The following is an 18,502-nucleotide window of genomic DNA, read 5'->3' as shown; positions in this document are numbered from 1 at the left end:
ATCAGTCTCCCGACTGCGAGTGATCGCGCTCGAGCATTTCGGCGTGCTGCCGCAGCGAATTCGCAATCGCCAGGGTGCCGAGCGCCGACGGAACGTTGCCCGCCGATACACTACGGCCGGACTGCACGACACCAAGAAGCTGCGTCGTCTCGAGACCTTTGAGGCAATCGAGCTCCGGCGTTTGCTGCCGCGCATCGCCGAAGTCCTTCAGTACGCGATCGAGGAACTGGCCGACCTGAATTCCCTCGACACCCGCATCGATGATCGCCGTCGCAATTTTCGTAAAATCACCGTGACCGTCGTGCTCGAGCGCGCTTTCACGATCGCGACACGCCGCAAAGCTCACCCAGCGAATCGTCGACGAGTCGGCGACGATCTCGCGCGTCGCAATGGCACGGGACGCACGCTCCGCGGCGAACGCCTGGTGTTTTCGCCACAACTCGCGACGTGTTCGCGGATCCGTGATCAACACGCGAGCCTTTCCACCGCTGTTGGCAGGCGCGTTCGTCATCAGGAAGCGCGTTGCGGTTCCTGAATGACAGCAATCGAGGAAGCACGTGAGCGAAACACCCTCGCGCATCGTCAACAGAATTTCGCGAATCTCGTCGTCGACGACGAACGCGCCACTGTCGAAGTCGATCGGCACGAGCGCCTCATCCTTTCCATCCGATTCATCACCGTCGGGATCGGCGAGTTGGTACCCGTGTCCAGCATATTGGAATACGATCACATCGCCGGAGCTCGCACTGGTCACGAGCTTCCGAAGCTCACGTGTGATTGCGCCGTGCGTCGCCTGTTCGTCGTGCAGCGCCGTCACGGTGAAGTTCAGCTTCTCGAGCGATTGCTGCCACGCCGTCGAATCGTTCACACAACCGCCAAGCGTGTTTGGCGCGGGATACTTGTCGATCCCGACGCAGAGCGCCGTCCGCTTGCCTGAGCCTTTCGATACGGCGGGCGACGACGACGCAGGCGACGAAGGCTGCTCTACGCTCGCCTGCGCGTGCGTCATTGCCTTTGGCTTGTGCCCGTGATGCGACTGCAGCGCGCTCACATCGACGCCACGCATCCAATCCACCGACTCCGGCCATCCAACCGCGCGTGATGCATCTGCCGTGTACGGAACCGGAATGCTCTGCGTGTTCAACACGCGCGCCGCGACACTGTTCATCGTGCTCGGATCGTCGTCGAACGCGCTGTGTGACGTCGCCTTGCTCGCCGAGTTCCCGGTCGTCACGTCGGTGGTGGACCACACGACGTTGCCGCGCGCACCGGTGCGTCCGTCGAGACCGAACAACGAACGCAAATCGGCATCGGCTTCAACCGAAATGTCGAGACCGAGAATTGGCGTCCGCGCAGTTGCCTCGAGCGCGTGATGAATGAGATAGAGCAGCGACTTGTGGTAAATCCCGACGCAGTTGTCTTCCTTCTCCCACCGATCGCGCATCGTGTACATCGTCATCGCTTCAATGCCGTTGCCGAGCAACGGCGCGATGGTCTGTTTGAACGCGTCGACGCGAATGGCAGGCGCCAAAAGCTGCAGCGTCTTCACCGCCGTGACACCCGCGGTGCGCAACGTAGGAATGAAGTACGAGTGGAAGCTCGACCCCGCGCTGTGCCCAACCGTGTGCACTTCGACCGGCGTGTTCGTTCCGCGGCAGAACTTCACGAGCTGCTGCGCGACATACGTCGCACCGCCATTCGCGGCGCTGCACAACGCAGCATTCGTCTTCATTGCCGACCACACTTTCACGCCACCAAGCCCGCGACAGCCAGCCTCAACTACCGGATCAGTGGTGTAGTCCCAGAGGTCGCGCGCGCCGAGCCCCGGAAGCTTGGACGTCACGGTCTGCATGATCGCACGAAGCGCGTCGAACAGACCAGTTTCCCAGATGAAGTAGATGGGGTAGACGCCGTTTCGCTTCCACCAGTCGACGTGCTTGCGCGCCACACCGAGTCCGTCAGTCTCACTCACCAGACCACCGTGCGCCCAGAACACGAGGCGCAGCGGTTTGCCCGGATGCTCGGCGACCCATCGCGGAAGGTGCGTCGAGAAAATCTCGTCGACATCGCGCGGCGTGGTGTCGAACTGACCCGAGCGATTGAAACCGCCGTTGCTCAGGTTGACGACATGCGGCCGAAGTGCCGCAAAGTCGCTCACGGTCAATCCGCCGCGTGAGCGGGCAGCGATTGCGCGCGGAGCTGACACGCCCGGCGCGAGCCAGTCGCACAGCGCTTTGACCGTTGTGGCGTTGCCGAAATACTCGGTGTGAATGACGCCGTCGCCGTGGCCAAAGACCACGCGCTTCGATTCGGGAATCGGGAAGCCCGGTACCGTCACCGGTGGAGTCGCCTGGTTCGTTGGCGCGTACGCACCAATCGTCGGCACCACGAGATCGTTCGGCGCCTGCTCGAACACCGCGTCGATCGCGGAATCGGCAACACGCGCCGCACTGATTAAACGCCGATCCGTGGGCTCGTAATCCGACGCAATCGCGAACAGCTCGACTCCCCGCCCCGTCAGCGCGTTGAGCGCCGACAGAAAGTCGCCACTCGGCTTCATGGCGCGAAGGCCAACGAGATCGTGCAGGAAACCGTGCGCAATCACCTTCAGCCCAATCACGAGCGCATCGATCACCTCGCCCACGGTTCCCATCGGAATTACGTGAGCGATGTTCGTAAAGCGATCGATCATGTCGACCATGTGATCGTCGTCGGCCAATGCGGTTCCACCGTTCGGCACGCCGACGAGCACGATCTTGTTCACCGTGAGGCCCCGCGATGCACCGCGGACAGCCAGCTCACGCGACACGAGTCCGCCGCGACTGTGGCAGACGATGTCGACGTTCAGCGACAGCCCCGCCGGAATCTGGCTGAGGAATCGATCGGCGTTCTCCTGCGGATCTTCGGTCAGACTCGGGTGATTGAACGCGAACACACGGCCGCCGTACGCGTTCGAGAGCGTCGTCATCGACGGGAGGTCGATCGGCGAGAAAGCACCGGCCGTACTGAACGTGCCATGCACGAAGAGGAGCGCACGGTCCTGCGCCATGCGCTGCCACTCCGACGGCGACAGCTCAGGCGCATCGGCGCGATAGTCCGACGGGCCGTAGGTGCGAATCAAATACGGACGGTTCTTCGCCTCCCACGAGCGCGCGAAACCACGGCCGATCGCGCCCAACACTGCGTCGGTCAGCGGATACACGAACACTTTGAGAATCTTCCGACCGATGTCGCCGAGGCCGCGAGACGCCGGGCGTCCGCGGACGGGCTGCGTTGGGATCACGAACCGAATCACGTCTGGCGGCGACACCGCAGGCGTGAGTGTGCGGGCCTCCGTCGTGACGACAGGCGCCCGCTCCGGCAAATGCCACGACAGCGCGCCGTCCTCATTCTCGAGTAGAACGAGGGCGCCGGTATTCGGCTGTCGCGGCACCTCGAGTACAGTCGGATCGAGTGCCACCGTCCGCAGGCCGCGCGACGCTGGCGTCTGACTCAGATCGAGCTCGATGACCTTGTCTCGCCGCAAACCCGCAGCGAAAAGCAGAGCGTCGAAGCGATCACCGAACTCGCGAGGCAGAGCATCGCGGTCGTTGGACGTTCGCGCTGTGCCCCTGACACCGGGCGCGGTGATCACGTACCCGTCGCCGAGATCCGTGGGTTCGCCGCCCAGAGTGTATTCAGCCATACGATTCGCCGCCTGTCCGAGAATGTTGGGAAGGGGAGGAGAAATCAGTTCGATTAGAAGATGCTCAGATCATCGTCGCCGGACTCGGCCCCGTCAACCGTCACGGGCCGTCATCATTTGCGATTCAGTAGTCGCGCCGCCATCACACGGTCGCCCAACTCGATCCTATCGACCGCATCCATTCCGCGAATCACCCGCCCCATCGAGGTAAAATCGCCCTCGTTGTGCGGCTGCGGCGTGTGATTGAGCGTATAACCAGGACTGCCCGTATCCAACCCGGCCGTTGCCCAGGCGAGATTCGCACGCGTCAACCGATGACGGTTCACCTCGTCGCGAAGTACTCGTCCGTTTCGAATCGTCGCCTGCTGATCCACGAAATCGGGAACGACACGCGTGAACTCGGTGCCCACCACGCTGCCCGTCTCGATCGTTTGGACAAAATAGTCGACAGCAAGCGGCGCATCACCTGGATAGAGCTCGAGCTCGATCGGACCGCGCGGCGTTTCCCAACGTGCGGTTGGATTTGGCTTGCCGTTGTACGCCGGCACGACCCATCGCTGCACAATGGTGCGATACTCGTCGAGTGTTCGCGATACCGGAGTCTGCGCGCCCCAAGCCGTTCGCGCCGCTGCGCCAAGCGCTCTGTCTGCGTCGCGCCGGAGAGTCACGTTCTGCGGCGCCGGAAAGCGAGCGACGAACTGCGACGCTCCTGACCCGCGACGGTTCTGTATTCCGCCGATCGCGACGATCGCCGCCGACGCGATTGCAGGATTCGCGTCGTTCCGCGCCCGGTCGTACGCGTCGAACAACATCGGCAGGTCGCTGGTGTCCGCCCACGCACCCATCGCTCGCAGCGCGGCCACGCGGCGAATCGTGTCTGGCGCCGACAGATCGGCTCGCCGCTCCGCTTCCGACCGACTCGTGTCCCGCACGACCGACTGCCAACCAATCGTGCGACAGTATGCCGAGGTGTCGCTGGTCATCGCGCGCGCGGCAGCGGCCGCATCGCGCGGCGAAAAAGCCTGTAGCGACTGCAACGCCGTTACACGCAGCGCGCATGAACGACCCGTTTGCGTCGCCGCCACGAGCGACGCGATCGTCGCCGCCGCTCGCACTCGGCCGAGTCCTTCTGCGGCGGAGACTGAAATCCACGAGTCCGGCGACGCGAGCCCGGCGACTAATGCATCGATGGCCGCCGAATCGGAGTAAGTGCCAAGTGCACGGAGCGCCTCCGTGCGCACACGGCGGTCTGCGTCGCGCGTGGCAGCGAGTAGGCGTGCTTCGGCTTTGGCGCCGAGTTGCACGCTGTCGGCCTGCGGGCGCGTGAGACCGCGGACTGCCCACGATCGAACCAGCCCCGAGCGATCCGAGCTGAGAGATAGCAGCGTCGCGACCGCTGCCGGATCGCGCGGACGGAAAAGCGCCCACGTAGCGCGCCATCGGAGTTCTTCGTTCGACGACGCGGACCATCGTACGATCGGCGCGATGTCGCCCCGAGCCGTGGACCGGCCGATGGACAGTAGCGCTTCGGCGATCGTCTCCGTGGTGCGTGGCGTTGCGCGAGCCGTCGAGAGGAAGCGCGCCAGGAATTCTCGCGCATTCGCTGTCTTGAGCTTCCCAAGTGCTGCTGCGGCTTCTGTCGCCACCGTTGGCGCCACGTTCGGCGCAAGGAGCACGGAGTCGAACCAGGCCACCGTGGAGGTGTCCTTCAGCTGCCCGACGGCGAAGACGACCGTGGCCGCGATAGATGTATCCCGATCGAGTGGACGGCCTCGGAGGAGCGCCATCCCACGACGGTCGGCGATCCGTCCAATCGCCAGCGCTGCTCGGCGACGGACCTCGGGATGCTGCGCTACGACAAGCTGCCCAAGCGCCGTGCTGTCGAACCGGCGCTGGTCCTCCAGCATCTCCAGTCGCGCGATGTCGCCGATTTCGGCGACTTTGAGGAGCGGCCGACCAACGGCCTGCCCGTACGACACGTAGGGAATAGTGGCGAGCGCGATTGCGAGCGCCGCAACCCTGCCATTGGTGCCCCAGCTGGTGCGCCAGCGAGAACGCATCGTTTAGTCCTGGTGGTGTGGCCTGACACGAATGTACTATTTTCGTGAAACGATGCTCCGCCCCGTAGCCGGACGCGAGGCGAGTTTCTGCTCTGACATTGGAGGTCGGTGTGCAGTCGGATTCACTTCGTAGCGCCCTTCGCGCGACAGTCGTCGTCGCCCTGCTCGGAATCTCGGTTCCTGCCGGCGCGCAGACCCAGGCGGCAACGCCTGCGGGAATGGGCAAGGACGAGCTCACCGCACTGGCCAAGGTGCGCGTAGCGATCAGCGTCGCGCAGGATTCCATAGACGTGCAGCTCGCCCAAGCGCGAAACAAGACCCTGGCGGCGCAGCAGGGTCTCCGCGACAAGTTCCGCGGGCAGGTGGAAGAGATCTTCCACCACAGCGGCATCACCGAAGCGGACTACAACCGCAAGACCTTCCTCGTCAGCAGCGACACGACTGCGCGTCGTACCTTCGACGCGATCGTCGCGCAGCTCACGGGCGTGCCGACACCTGGGCAGGTGGTCAGCGCCAACAAGGTCGTGCCTGTTCCGACCGGTCCGGTCGGCGTCCATATCGGTCACGTGGTGAACGGCTTCGGCGATACGCCCATGGGCATGGCGCTGCTCACCGTGGCCATGACGGAAGCCCGCACTGCCGCGCAGCACGCAACGCTGGCTGCGCGCAACACGGCCGATCTGAATTACATGAAGACGCATGCGGGTCACGTGATCAACGCCCTCGACCCGACCATTGTCCCAATGGGTCCAGGACTTGGCTACGGGCTCAAGAAGGCCGCAACGGGCGTCGCGACACACATCGACCTGGCCGCGAAGGCACCTGGCGCTTCGCCAAACGTCGTCACGCACGCCAAGCACGTGTTCACGTCGGCCAACAACGTCGTAACGCGCTCTGACGCGCTCCTCGCGATCGCCAAACAGATCCAGGCCGCCACAGACGCTCCCGCAGCCGCGGCGCTCGTGAGCCAGATGATCTCACTGTCGCAACAGCTGATCGCCGGCGTCGACACGAACGGCGACGGGCAGATCACGTGGGAAGAAGGCGGCTTGCAGCAGGCGCAGGAGCACGTGAACCTGATGCTGGCCGGCGAGCACCTGACGCCCGGACGTTAGTTTTTCCGAAGTTTGCAGGTCAAAAAAAGCGGGGCGCGACTGATGTCGCGCCCCGCTTTCCTTTTATCTAGCGCCTAGTGCCTAGCACCTAGCACCTAGTCATGATTCTTCTCGTACTCCCGCTGCGCATGGTCCCGCTCCTTCGCCTGACTCGAGTCGCGGCGTTTGACCGAGCGCTGAACGAGAGACCGCGTGCTTTCCGAACGGACTGACGGCAGCGCCATCAAACGCTCGAGGTCCTGACCTCCGCACTGCGGACAGACTGGAACCGCCGAGCCACGAACAAGTGCTTCAAAAACGTTCGCGCAAGCGCGACAGGAATAATCGAAAAGCGGCATAATCACCAAGCTGCGCCGAGGACATGCCTCGGCGCCAGGGTTCAGCAGGACACGCAGCGGTGCTGGTTTTTCGCACCGAGTTTTTCGAGCAACGCGATCGTTTCCGGAAGTGGGCTGAGGCGCTGCACGGGACCGTTGGCCATGTCGACGGTGGTGCGTCCGTTGCGCGATACAGCCTTCACGTCGGCGCCGTGCGCCACGAGATACAGAATCATCTCGTTGTCGCCGCGCGCAGCAGCGTGGTGCAACGGCGTGTAGCCCGTGTTGTCGCGCGCGTTCACGTCGGCGTGCAGGTCTTCGACGAGATACTTCATCGCCGCCATCCACGCATCCGGCGCGTGACGGTGCGAGTTACCCGCGAATCCGTTGCCGTAGCCGACGCCAGCAGCGGCGTGAATCGCAAATACGCCGATGCCCACCGGTGCTGCCTTCGCGGCCGAGTCGATGGCCGGATCGAGCGGCGGACCTGCGGCGATCTGACCGCGACCACCGCCGCCTCCACCACCGCCGCCAAAGCCGCCGCCTGCACCACCTGCTGCGCCGCCCGCCGCACCGGCTGCGCCAGGCGCACCAGCACGACCACCGGCGCCGCCACGGCCGCCACCAGCGCCGCCGCGACCACCAGCGGCCGCGCGCTGCGCGGGAATCGTCGCATCAGCGTGATACTTGACCAGCAGCCTCATGGCCGGCACGTCGAGCGAGTACGCCGCGCGCCAGAAGGCCGTGCTTCCTTCGAGGTATTCGAGACCGCAGTTCGCGTTACCGCAGTTGTTGAAGGCGAAGTACCAGAGCTCCTTCGTCAGGCGCACGTTCGGATCAGCACCCTTCTTCAACAGCATTTCCATGATCTCGAGGTAGTCCGTCTTCTGATTCTGGACCGCCTGCGGCTGCGGATACCGAGACTTCGGCGCCCACTCAGCGTTGATCGTGGTGTAGAGCGGCGTTGCGCCAGCGGTGCTCGTCGCGTTCACATCGGCACCGCGCTCGATCAGAACTTTCGCAACGTCGAACTGGCCATTGATCGTGGCGAGCAACAGCGGCGTCGTGTGATCGACGACTGTCGCGTCATTGATATTGGCGCCGCCGTCGAGCAGCGCCTTCACCGCTTCGACATTGCCCTGACGCGCCGCGTGATGCAGCGCCGTGAGTCCACCAACACCACCGACGTTGCCGACGAAGCCAGCGACACCGCCGTTCAGCGAGTCGACTTCTTCGGTCATCTTCGCGTTCGTCGGACCGGCGGCGAGCACGGCACGACCGGAATCGATCGCTGCCTGAATCTGCGCCGGAGTAAAGGGTCCGCGCGGCTTGGGACCGCCGCCACGACGACCACCACCAGCAGCAGCTGCCGCAGCACCTCCACCCTGCTGCGCAACCGCGGAATCGAGCGACGTCGGTGCAGCAGCCGCCTGCGCACGACGTCCGCCGCCTGCGGGCGCTCCGCCACCACCGCCCGCATCGTCAAGACCGCCGCCACCACCACCGCCACGACCACCGCCAGCAGCAGCCGCCGCGGCCGCAGCAGCGGCTTCGGCGATCACGGAGTCACGACGCTCCTTGGGCATGTACCCGAGCAGCACTTCATTCCGTTTCTTCGTTGCCGCTTGTTCCGCCGCCGTCTCCTCGGTGAGGTTCACGACTTTGGTATGAGCGTTCACGTCAGCGGAGTGCTTGATCAGCGCCTTGATCGCTGCGGGACGATTGTACTCCGCGGCGAAGATGAGCGGGGTCTGGTTCCACTCCGGTTCCGTCGCGTTCGCGTTTGCACCAGCATCGAGCAGTGCATTGATCGCCGTCGGATCGCCGGATGACGCGGCGAGATGGAGCGCGGTCGCACCGGTCTGAGACGTTGCCTTGACGTCAGCACCGGCTTTCACGAGCGCAGCGACGACCGCGCCGTTGCCAGCCTTGCTCGCCACCTGCAGCGGCGAGTAGCCACCGATGCGCGTGACGGCTTTCAGATTGGCGTGCGCAGCAATGAGCGCGTTCGCGATCGCGGTGTCGCCGCGGTCGGCCGCCCAGTGCAATGCGGTCATGCCATCGCCCTGAGCGACGTTCACGTCAACGCCCTGCGCGATGAGCTTCTTCACCGCGGCGAGATCGCCCTTTTCGGCTGCTTCCGCGACGGCGGTCGTCTTGCCCGTTGGGAGCTTGAGTGCCTTCGATTCGCGCGTGTCTTTCTGGGCGAGGAGCGGCAGAGCCGCTCCAAGCACCAGCGACGCGGTCAACAGAGTGATTCGTCTCATGCGTGCGATCTCCTCAGACCGACAGGGCGAACTCGCCGCTGCTGTCACCGAAACTCTTCAGGTCGTCGAGTCCCATGCGATGCATGAGCGACAACATCGCGTTTGCCATTGGCGTTCCGTCCGGCGCCTTGAGGTGCAAGTTGCCCTGCAGTGCACCGTTCGCATGTCCGAGCAGAATGAGCGGGCAACGGCGATGGTTGTGCAGGTTGCCGTCAGCCATCGGCGAGCCGTAGATGATCGCCGTCTTCTCGAGCAGGTTCGTGTCGCCTTCCTGCGTGTTCTTGAGCTTATCGAGGAAGTACGGCAACATGGCCACGTGATAGCGGTTGATCATGTTGAAGTCCAAGATGCCCGCTTCACGACCGCCGTGGTGCGACGCTGGGTGGAAGCCCTTGTTCGTGCCGCTCTCCGGGTAGGCGCGGCTCGAGGCATCGCGACCCGTCTTGAACGAGAACACGCGCGTCATGTCGGACTGGAACGCGAGCACCTGGAAGTCAAACATCAGCTTCATGTGTTCTTCGAACGAATCCGGGATGCCCGCTGCTGCCTCTGGCAGCTCGCGTGCTTCGCCGTTCGAGTTACGCGCTTCGACTGCTTGAATGCGGCGCTCGAGCTCACGCACGTCTTCGAGATACTTGTCGACGCGCTGACGATCAGCGTTGCCGAGTTCGCGCTTGAGACCAGCGACCTCGCCCGTGATCCAATCGAGAATGCTCTGATTCGCCTTGCGGCGGGCCGTACGGTCCGCGGCATTCTTGCCGGCGCCGAACAGAAGATCGAACGCAACGCGCGGGTTGCGGATCATCGGGAGCGGCTCGTTCGGGCTCGCCCAGCTGATGGTGTCCGTGTACGCGCAGGCGTAGTTGTAGTAGCAGCCGCCGGCCTGATCGAGATTCTCGATGCAGAGCTGCATCGATGGAATCGCCGTCTGGTTGCCGATGCGTCGCGCCACGAGCTGATCCAGCGACGTACCGACGTAGAGGTCGGAGCCTTGGGTCTGCTTTGGATGCGACTGCGTGAGGAACACCGCGCTCGAGCGGAAGTGATCGCCGCCGATTTCCGGCGCATCGAACGCTTCGGCCATTCGTACGTCGGTGTTACTAACGATCGTCAAATACTTCCGCCACGGCTCGAGCGACGGCAGAGCACCTTCGGCGATGAGCTCGAAATTTCTGCCGGTGCCCGCAGGCGCCCACAGATTCTTCGTCGCACCCCACGTGTTCGATCCCGCCGCGCCGTGCACGGACTCGATACAAACCAGGCGTGTCTTGTTCGCTGCGATCGCATTGCCCGTAGGCTTGCCAAAGGAGCGGAACGCTGGTTCCATCGCGTCCAGGTACGGAAGGGCAACGGTCGCTCCGAGACCGCGCAGGAAGGTACGACGCTCGATGCTCTTGCCAGTCAGGATGTTCATGTGGTCTCTCGATGCCTCGACGTGATGCCGCTTACTGTTTGTCCTGCGTTGCCGCGACGGGGTCAGCTCGCTTGCTGCGGAAGGCACTGCTGTTCACCACGCCCATGATGATGGACGACACACGGTAGCCATTCGATTCAGCATCGCGTGCGATGGTTCGAACCGTTGGCTGATCGAAGTCCTCCACCCGACGGCCCAGGGCATAGGCCATCATGTTCTCCGTGAACGACCGGACCAGCGGAATCGGACGCTTCATCAGCGACTTCACCAGGTCCGCCGGCTGCGCCACGGGCGTTCCATCATACATCTGACCGTGCGTATCGAGCTCCATACCGTTCTCACGATACCGCCACTTACCGGTCACGTCGAAGTTGTCGAGCGACAGACCGATCGGATCCATGTACTGATGGCACGTCTTGCACGTGGCGTTCTTGCGGTGGATCTCCATTCGCTCACGTGTCGTCAACGGCCGGCCGTCCTTTCCGTCCTGCGTCTCATCGAGACTCGGAACGTTGGCCGGCGGCGGCGGTGGCGGCATGCCGATCAGCACTTCCATCACCCACTTGCCACGCAGCACGGGTGAGGTGCGGTTGGCCAGCGAGGTCTGAACCAGAATGCTACCCTGGCCGAGTAGGCCGCGGCGCGTGCTGTCGGGATAGGTGACGCGCTCGAACTCGTCGCCGGCGATGTTCGGAATGCCGTAGTGCCGCGCGAGTCGCTCGTTCACGAACGTGTAGTTCGCCGTGAACAGATCCAGAATGCTCCTGTTGTTCTTCACGATGTCGCCAAAGAAAAGCTCCGTCTCTTTGACCATCGCGTCGGCGAGTTGCTGGTTGTAGTCCGGGAACCAGAACGCGTCGGGACGAACCTTTTCGAGATCCTGCAGGCGCAACCACTGTGCGGCAAAGCGCGTCGACAGCGCTTCGGAGCGCGGGTCAGCCAGCATGCGCTTCACTTCGCCCTCGAGCGTCTTCTGGTCTGACAGCTTCTTCTGCTGCGCGAGCGTCAATAGACGGTCGTCGGGAATGCTGCCCCAGAGGAAGAACGACAGTCGCGACGCCAATTCGAGATCGCTGAGCTTGTAGTCCTGGCCAGCCATTGCCTTCGGCGGGATCGCTTCAAAACGGAAGATGAAGTACGGGCTGGACAGCATTGCCTGCAGTCCGGTCCGAACGCCCTCTTCAAAGCCACCACCATTCGCCGCGCCCTTCGTATAGAAGGACATCAAGCCTTCGCGATCGTGCGCCGTCAGCGGGCGACGATACGCCTTCGTGCCGATGCGCGTGAAGATCTGGTCGGCGCAGGCGCGCTGCGCTGCCGCCACCGTGGGGTGACACGAGAAGATCAACTTGCGGCTCGGCGTCTCCGACAGGCCTGTGATCTTCTGCGGTCCAACGATCGCGATTTCCATGAGGTGCGGCGGCTCGGTCGTTCCCGCGCTACCCGTTCCGTTCGACGCCTTGGACCACTCGTGCGGCGCGATCAGATCCTCGTACGGACCCTCGACGCGGCGAACGAACGACGTCGTCACCTTGTGCTGGCCACCCTTGATGGCAATTGGCTCGCTGCGGATGTAGTCAGCGCCAGCGGGTGAATCGGCCGATGCCAGGTTCTGATCGACGCCACGCTCGTAGTGTAACAGTGCGACGCGCTGGCCGTCGACCGAGATATCCATATCCTCGAGCTTCGTGCCGATGCCGCCAGAGATGTTGAGACGGAACTGATAGAGACCGTCAGCCGGGAACTCGTGCGTCGCGACGATGCCGCCATTCGATCCGTACGGCGTGCCCGGAACGTGATCCCACGGATGCTGCGACGTGAACGGCGATGCGTTGTACGTCGTCATCGTCGCCGTCGCCGTTCTGTCTCCCACGGCCATGCGGCTCACGGCCGACGCAGCATTCAAATACGCTTCGAGCAGCGTCGTCGACAGCGCCTGAACGTCGGCGATGTTATCGAAGTTCGCGCTCTTGGTGTCGAGCGGCAGATAGTCGCCGGCGTTCACTTCGATGCCGAGGAGATCCTTGACTGCGTTCTCATACTCGGGGCGATTGAGACGCTGGAAAACGCGAACGCCAGGATTCGGTTTCGACGTTTTGTCGATCACCTGCTCGATCGTTTCGACGAGCGCCGTGAGCGTGTCACCGGCCGGACGCGGTGCGCCCGGCAGCGGCATCATCTCCGCGCGCAGCTTGCGAATCATCTTTTCCGCGACAGGCAGCATCTTGGCCGCCGTATCGATGTCGAATTTCTCGAGCGACAGATTGCCAGACATCACCTGGACGTTGTGGCAATCCGTACAATAGTTCTGAACGACCTCGTTCAATGCGCTGACGGCAATGCCGCGCGAGCCAATCGGCCCATACGCGGCATGCTCACCGGGTTTCGCGGCGCGAACTTTTGGTCGCACCACCGTCTTCTTCACCGGTACCGGCCCCTCGACCGAGGAGCGGAACGGCGAGAAGGGCACGCGACCGCCGGTCGCCGTACCAACGGAAAAAGCCAGCGCGGCTGTGACGACCGCAACGGATGCAAAGACAACCTTCATGCTGCGCGCTCCCTCCAGGCCAGCGTGTAAACGCCAGCACAACGTCGCGTCGTGAGACTGCCTGCTAGTCGTGATGCTCTTTCGGTCTTGTAATCAGCAAACCAGAAACGAGGTCCGAACCAATCAGACGTTCCTTCCTTATAGAGCAATAGCGACGATCGCTTTGCGACCGCGTGGCCGGCAAAGCACGCGCCACGTGCAGGCCCTGGGGAGGGACGAGTTAACGGGATCTTTGTTGTCTACGCGCATAGAGTATCCGACGTTCGGACTTTCGCTGCAAGACTGAATCGGAAGCTCGTTTTGGCGGGCCCAGGCGCTCGCGCCCTCTATCGAAGCGTTCCAGCCGCCGACGGTCGTAGAGACGCTCGAGCCACCCCTCCCGGCACGCCACTCGTGTATACAGTCAGCGAGAGGCGCCCAGCCACGAGATCGCGACGCTCTTCCGCCAGAAGCGTCAGCGTCCCAGACGCCCGCGTCGTCCCGGGACCCGAGAGCTGTCGAACCATCGGGCCCTTCGCGCCAGCAGTATCCCGGTCGAGGCTTACCGCCAGCACCCTCGCCGTAGGAACACCGGTCACATTGACCGCATACGTCAGCGATCGACGGGTCGGATCGAACGCTAGATCCCCGTGCGCCACGACCTCCGACCCATGAATCGTTACGGAGTACGTCACGGGGCGCGGCGCCTTTCCCCCGACCAGTGCCGGCGTCGTACTCGGCGCCTCCCTCGGGTGGGTCGACTGTTCATAGTCGTATGCCATCGACACCAGCCGGGTATCGGCCAGCGGGCGGCCTAGCAGTTCCACACCGATCGGGAGACCGTCGGACGTAAAGCCCGCTGGCATGCTTAGCGCCGGCAGCCCCGTCACCGCACTGAGTTGGCAGTTCGCCCCCCGCTGCGGCTCATTGATGTATGCGGCCTTCCGCCGAAGGGTGGGATAGACCAGCGCATCGAGCTTGTGCGAGTCGAGAAATGCGACAACGAGATTTCGGGCTTCCACTCGACGAGCCAGTGCCGCGCGATACGCCTCCCCGTTCCGCGTTCCCTGCGCTTCGCGACGGCGAAAGCCCACCTCTAACGCCGTGTGATAGAGCCCGCGGTCCAGAATTTCGCCCAGTGACTTCACCGGTGCGTCCGGAATGCCGGCGAGGTAGTCGATCAGGTCGTACTTGAACTCATAGTCGATCACGCTTGCGCGATTGATCAGGCTGTCGAGCTCGGGGATCGTCACGTCGACGACCTCCGCTCCTCGCGCCCGCAGCTTATCCAATGAAGCGCGCACGACTCGCGTTCCCTCGGCGTCATCGGTCTCAGTGCCGAAGTGCGCCGTCAGTACGCCAAGTCGTGCACCGCGCAGAGCCGTTGAGTCGAGGGCATCGACGAAATGCGGAAGCGCCTGGCCATTGAGAATCCGCGTTGCGGTATCTGCCGGATCGGGACCAATCGTCGCGTCGAGCCCGATTGCCAGGTCGCGCACCGTACGCGCCAGCGGACCACCGACATCCTGTGTGTGCGACAACGGCACGATGCCGTGAATGCTCGATAGACCCTTCGTGGGCCGCAGTCCGAAGAGGTTCTGCACCGCCGACGGAATCCGGATCGACCCGCAGGTATCCGACCCCCACGCGATCGCGGCGAAGCTCGCGGCAACCGCGGCGCCGCTGCCGCCGCTCGAACCACCTGGGGCGCGATCGGGATCGTACGGATTGCACGTCTGTCCGCCAATCGAACTGATCGTCGTGATGCCGCTGGCAAGCTCGTGCATGTTCGACTTGCCGAGAATGACCGCGCCGGCCGCGCGAAGCTTCTGCACCTGAAACGCGTCGTCGGGCGTTTGCATCGTCGCGAGCGCGATCGAGCCGGCGGAGGTCGGAAAATCGCGCGTTCCGTAGTTGTCTTTGAGAATGACCGGAATGCCGTGCAATGGGCCGCGGACGTGCCCGGCCTTTCGTTCGGCATCGAGCGCGGCGGCGTCGGCGCGGGCCCGCGGATTCAATCGCACGATCGCGTTGAGCGACGGGCCGTGGTGGTCGTACGCCTCGATGCGCGCGAGATATGCGTCGACGAGTTCGACGGCGCTCACGCGGCCCTGCGTCATCGCTAATTGGAGATCACTAATCGATGCTTCGTACACGACGTCGGCGCGTTTCGGCACCGAGCGTTGCGCGCGTGCGACGGCGTCGGGAACGATGAACAGCGACGCGATGAGGCACAGGCGGAGAGACGACCGGATCATCGAAGGACGCGCGTTCGGGTGAACGGACCGGGACTGTCGGCTGGACGACGCAATGATACAACGTACCGGTGAAACCGTCGCTCCGCGTTCGCCGTTCTGTCGTACACCCTTTGGTTGGTGAGTCGCAAATGCGCGCTGCGTTGATCACGCTCGTGGCGATCGTGTTTGGGTGCAAGGCGTCGACAGAATCGGCGTCGGTCATCCCATCGCAGCCCAATCTGCCCAGCCGCACGTTTCGCATGGGCTTCTCGGCGTTTCCACCAAAGCCGACCACCGAATCGGCGCTCGCGACAATCGCCGAGTGGTCGAAGCGCGCCGACGCGGCGATCATGCACAACGGTGTACCGTACAAAGCGCTACTCACGGGCACGAGTGCGACGACGTACGTCACCACCGTCGATCTGCCGCTCGCCAATCTCTATCGCAGCAAGGGCTATCCACTCTTCATCACCGTCGACGTCACGGACGGGTTGAATCGCGCCGCCGAGGCGCCAGAGCTCGTTGAACTCGGACGCAGTATCACGGAGCCGACGGTGCAGTTGGTGTATCGCCAATACGTGCAGGCGCTGACGTCCATTCTTCGCCCCGATTACATCGGGCTGGCGGCTGAAACGAATCTCATTCGCGAGCAGTCGAAACCCACCGTGTACGCTGCGATGGTGCAGATGACCAACGCCGCCGCGAGCGATATCCGCGCAATTGGCGGCAAACTGCCATTGCTGTACGTGAGCGTGCAGGCCGACGTGGCGTGGGGTCCGCCGCCCGCGGCATATCGCGGCGTCGAGACCGACTTTCGCGATTTCCCGTTCATGCAAGCGATGGGAATCTCGTCGTATCCGTATTTCGTGTACTCGGATCCGGATCAGATCCCGCTCGACTACTACGTGCGGCTGGCGAACGGGCGCGCCATTCCAATGATGGTGGTCGAAGGCGGTTGGACGTCGGCGTCGGTGGGATCGGTGCAGTCGTCGCCCGCAAAGCAGGTGAAGTATCTCCGTCGCCACGAGCGTATGCTCGACTCGGCGAAGGCGATCGCCGTGTTGCAGCTCGACTATGCGGACCTCGATCTCGCCGCGTATCCGCCACAGCCGACCGGATCGATCGTCGGGCTCTTTGCGTCGCTCGGGGTCGTCGACACGGAGCTGCGTGCAAAGTCCGCGCTCGCAACGCACGATAGCATTTTTTCGCGCCCCCTGCGGAAATAGGCGCGAACGGGCAGTTTCTCAGGCGTCGGCAGCTTCGCTTCCATCAAACTCCTCGATGCCAACGACTCAGCGCTTCCGCCTGCCGCATCCGATCATTCTTCTGCTGATCGGCGTATTCGTCGCCGCGGCGCTGACGTGGATTCTACCCGCGGGAGAATTCCAGCGACGCGACGATCCGGTCACGCATAAGAGCGTGGTTGTGGCGGGCACATACCACGCCGTTCCACGAGCGCCGGTCGGGCCATTCGCCACGGTCGTTGCGATTCCGCGGGGGTTCGTCGAAACGGCCGACGTGATCGCGGTAGTGTTGTTCGTCGGCGGCGCGTGGGTCATCGTCGATCGGATCGGCGTGCTCGGGCGTCTCGTCGGTTGGCTCGTTGGCGCGTTTCGGCAGCGTGGCCTGATCGCGATTCCCATCCTCTCGCTGTTCTTCGCGACGATGGGTGCACTCGAGAACATGCAAGAGGAGATCATTCCGCTCGTGCCGGTGCTGCTCGTGCTTGGCCGAGGGCTCGGCATCGATGCGGTAAGCGTGGTGGCGATGAGTGCTGGTGCGGCGATGATCGGAAGCGCATTCGGTCCGACGAATCCTTTTCAGGCCGGAATCGCCATGAAGTTGGCAGAATTGCCTCCGGCATCCGGCGTCGTTCTGCGCAGTGTGCTGCTCGTCGTCGCAGTAGCGATCTGGATTGCGTTCACGATGCGGCACGCGATGAAGCATCGCGCCGAAGTCGTCATCGGCGATGCGGCGGATCGCACGCCGCTGTCGAAAAAAGATGTGGCGATTTTGTTGATCGTGATTGCGCCGATGGCGTTCTATGTCTATGGCTCGATCGTATTGGGCTGGGGCTTCAACGAGCTCTCGGCGGGCTTTCTCATTGGCGGCGTGATCGCGGGCGTGATTGGCGGCCTCGGAGTAGAGGGAACGACGCTCGCCTATCTCGAGGGGATGCAGGGCCTCCTTCCCGCCGCGATGCTCATTGGCGTTGCGCGAAGCATTTCGCTTGTCCTCGCGGATGGACACGTCATCGACACGATTTTGCAGCAACTTGCGATGCCGCTCGCTAACTTGCCTGCGACAGTCGCCGCGCTCTTGATGGTTCCCGCCCAGGCGATCGTGCACGTTCCGGTACCAAGCGTGAGCGGACAGGCGGTGCTCACCATGCCGGTGTTCGTCCCGCTCTCCGATCTGCTGGGAATTTCGCGTCAGGTGACGGTGCTCGCCTATCAAATGGGCGCCGGCCTGGCGGAGCTTCTCACGCCAACCAATGGCGCTCTCATGGCCGTGCTGTTGGCGGCTGGAGTTCCCTACTCACGCTGGCTCCGATTCGCAAGCGTCGGCGCTGCGTTGGTTTTGGTGGTCGGCGTTGCGGGAATGTTGTTCGGAATGGGGAAGTAGCGCCGAGAGTATTTTCTAATAGACCGACCGGCGAGCCCAACCGCAGCAAGGCCCGTTCGTCCGCTCGAACATCCCACCTCCGGACGCTGATTGCCGTCACGACATCGCGCGAGATGTAAGCGCAATGTCGGCGGCGAATTCGCTCACGCGTCAAGTATTTTTTTCGACTTGATTTGTCACGGTCACATCAGCATCATCGCCGCTCCATTGTTTGTTCGTCCGTCCTATCGTTGCATCATCAAGGAGAGTTGTTGC

The 18,502-nt window shown here is 63.4% G+C and carries 10 protein-coding genes; 3 read left to right on the top strand and 7 right to left on the bottom strand.

Features of this window, described 5'->3' with window-relative positions; genetic code table 11:
• Nucleotide 1: 1 nt before the first annotated feature.
• Nucleotides 2-3,685: a DUF7379 domain-containing protein gene (locus AC6H4Z_RS01750; RefSeq protein WP_497545010.1), complete on the bottom strand. Its 3,684-nt coding sequence runs from the start codon at nucleotides 3,683-3,685 to the stop codon at nucleotides 2-4.
• Between the two features lie 113 nt (nucleotides 3,686-3,798).
• Entirely contained in the window at nucleotides 3,799-5,745 is a 1,947-nt protein-coding gene (locus AC6H4Z_RS01745) for a HEAT repeat domain-containing protein (protein ID WP_497545009.1), read from the bottom strand.
• A 110-nt stretch (nucleotides 5,746-5,855) separates the two neighbouring features.
• Here AC6H4Z_RS01745 and AC6H4Z_RS01740 point away from each other — a divergent pair, with 110 nt between their 5' ends.
• Entirely contained in the window at nucleotides 5,856-6,860 is a 1,005-nt protein-coding gene (locus AC6H4Z_RS01740) for a hypothetical protein (protein WP_497545008.1), read from the top strand.
• A 95-nt stretch (nucleotides 6,861-6,955) separates the two neighbouring features.
• Here the strand turns inward: AC6H4Z_RS01740 and AC6H4Z_RS01735 are convergent, their stop codons facing one another.
• From AC6H4Z_RS01735 to AC6H4Z_RS01715, 5 genes are all read right to left on the bottom strand, one after another.
• Nucleotides 6,956-7,198: an FmdB family zinc ribbon protein gene (locus AC6H4Z_RS01735; protein WP_497545007.1), complete on the bottom strand. Its 243-nt coding sequence runs from the start codon at nucleotides 7,196-7,198 to the stop codon at nucleotides 6,956-6,958.
• A 41-nt stretch (nucleotides 7,199-7,239) separates the two neighbouring features.
• On the bottom strand, nucleotides 7,240-9,444 hold the full coding sequence (locus AC6H4Z_RS01730; protein WP_497545006.1) for an ankyrin repeat domain-containing protein: 2,205 nt from the start codon (nucleotides 9,442-9,444) through the stop codon (nucleotides 7,240-7,242).
• 13 nt (nucleotides 9,445-9,457) lie between these two features.
• The gene (locus tag AC6H4Z_RS01725; protein ID WP_497545005.1) at nucleotides 9,458-10,858 is read right to left on the bottom strand and encodes a DUF1552 domain-containing protein; all 1,401 of its coding nucleotides are present in this window, start codon (nucleotides 10,856-10,858) and stop codon (nucleotides 9,458-9,460) included.
• A gap of 31 nt (nucleotides 10,859-10,889) precedes the next feature.
• Nucleotides 10,890-13,406: a DUF1592 domain-containing protein gene (locus AC6H4Z_RS01720; RefSeq protein WP_497545004.1), complete on the bottom strand. Its 2,517-nt coding sequence runs from the start codon at nucleotides 13,404-13,406 to the stop codon at nucleotides 10,890-10,892.
• A gap of 326 nt (nucleotides 13,407-13,732) precedes the next feature.
• Nucleotides 13,733-15,643, bottom strand: a complete 1,911-nt coding sequence (locus AC6H4Z_RS01715) for an amidase family protein (RefSeq protein ID WP_497545003.1) — start codon at nucleotides 15,641-15,643, stop codon at nucleotides 13,733-13,735.
• Nucleotides 15,644-15,771: 128 nt separating this feature from the next.
• On the opposite strand from AC6H4Z_RS01715, the gene AC6H4Z_RS01710 reads away from it, so the two are divergent.
• Together AC6H4Z_RS01710 and AC6H4Z_RS01705 are read left to right on the top strand one after the other, a co-directional pair.
• Nucleotides 15,772-16,848: a hypothetical protein gene (locus AC6H4Z_RS01710; protein ID WP_497545002.1), complete on the top strand. Its 1,077-nt coding sequence runs from the start codon at nucleotides 15,772-15,774 to the stop codon at nucleotides 16,846-16,848.
• Nucleotides 16,849-16,903: 55 nt separating this feature from the next.
• Nucleotides 16,904-18,247 (top strand): YfcC family protein, encoded by a 1,344-nt coding sequence (locus tag AC6H4Z_RS01705; protein WP_497545001.1) that lies wholly within the window; start codon nucleotides 16,904-16,906, stop codon nucleotides 18,245-18,247.
• Nucleotides 18,248-18,502: the final 255 nt, after the last annotated feature.

Source organism: Leucogemmata humicola, assembly GCF_055379415.1.
This window is presented reverse-complemented; position numbering and strand designations above follow the sequence as displayed.

Coding starts and splice junctions, on each gene's coding strand:
- AC6H4Z_RS01735 (WP_497545007.1), bottom strand. CDS start 7,198: ATGCCGCTTTTCGATTATTCCTGTCGCGCTTGCGCGAACGTTTTTGAA.
- AC6H4Z_RS01720 (WP_497545004.1), bottom strand. CDS start 13,406: ATGAAGGTTGTCTTTGCATCCGTTGCGGTCGTCACAGCCGCGCTGGCT.
- AC6H4Z_RS01705 (WP_497545001.1), top strand. CDS start 16,904: ATGCCAACGACTCAGCGCTTCCGCCTGCCGCATCCGATCATTCTTCTG.
- AC6H4Z_RS01725 (WP_497545005.1), bottom strand. CDS start 10,858: ATGAACATCCTGACTGGCAAGAGCATCGAGCGTCGTACCTTCCTGCGC.
- AC6H4Z_RS01710 (WP_497545002.1), top strand. CDS start 15,772: ATGCGCGCTGCGTTGATCACGCTCGTGGCGATCGTGTTTGGGTGCAAG.
- AC6H4Z_RS01730 (WP_497545006.1), bottom strand. CDS start 9,444: ATGAGACGAATCACTCTGTTGACCGCGTCGCTGGTGCTTGGAGCGGCT.
- AC6H4Z_RS01750 (WP_497545010.1), bottom strand. CDS start 3,685: ATGGCTGAATACACTCTGGGCGGCGAACCCACGGATCTCGGCGACGGG.
- AC6H4Z_RS01715 (WP_497545003.1), bottom strand. CDS start 15,643: ATGATCCGGTCGTCTCTCCGCCTGTGCCTCATCGCGTCGCTGTTCATC.
- AC6H4Z_RS01745 (WP_497545009.1), bottom strand. CDS start 5,745: ATGCGTTCTCGCTGGCGCACCAGCTGGGGCACCAATGGCAGGGTTGCG.